This window comes from Burkholderia sp. BCC1977 (assembly GCF_905339595.1).
Classification (GTDB): domain Bacteria; phylum Pseudomonadota; class Gammaproteobacteria; order Burkholderiales; family Burkholderiaceae; genus Burkholderia.
The window spans coordinates 1-442 of sequence record NZ_CAJPGQ010000178.1 but is presented as its reverse complement, the minus strand read 5'-3'; the positions used below and the strand labels follow the sequence as shown (position 1 = coordinate 442).

1 protein-coding gene is annotated in these 442 nt (G+C 67.4%); it reads right to left on the bottom strand.

Annotation, left to right across the window (positions count from 1 at the left end; translation table 11 throughout):
• Positions 1 to 442: NAD(P)/FAD-dependent oxidoreductase (locus U5771_RS35355; RefSeq protein WP_322028206.1), on the bottom strand; the 442-nt coding region annotated here is incomplete at both ends.

Genomic DNA, 442 nt, shown 5'->3' with positions numbered 1-442 from the left:
GTACAGAATCTCCGCGGCCGGGAAGCCCGGGAAGATTTCGACGCCGAGCGCCTCGGCCTGTGTCCCGAGCCAGCGCGTGACGTTGCCCAACGAGATCACGTAGTTGCCGTGGTTCTGGAAATTGGCGGGCAGCGCCCAGTTGGGCGTGGTGACCGCGCTGTTCTCGGACAGGAACAGGAAGCGGTCTTCGGTCACCTCGACATCGAGCGGCGCGCCGCGTTCCTTCCAGTCGGGGAACAGTTCGGTGATCGCGCGCGGGTCCATCACCGCGCCCGACAGGATGTGCGCGCCGATCTCGGAACCCTTCTCGAGCACGCACACGCCGATCTCGGTGCCTTTCTCGGCGGCCAGCTGCTTGAGCCGGATCGCGGCCGACAGCCCGGCGGGGCCGCCGCCGACGATCACGACGTCGTATTCCATCGATTCGCGCGGGCCGTACTGC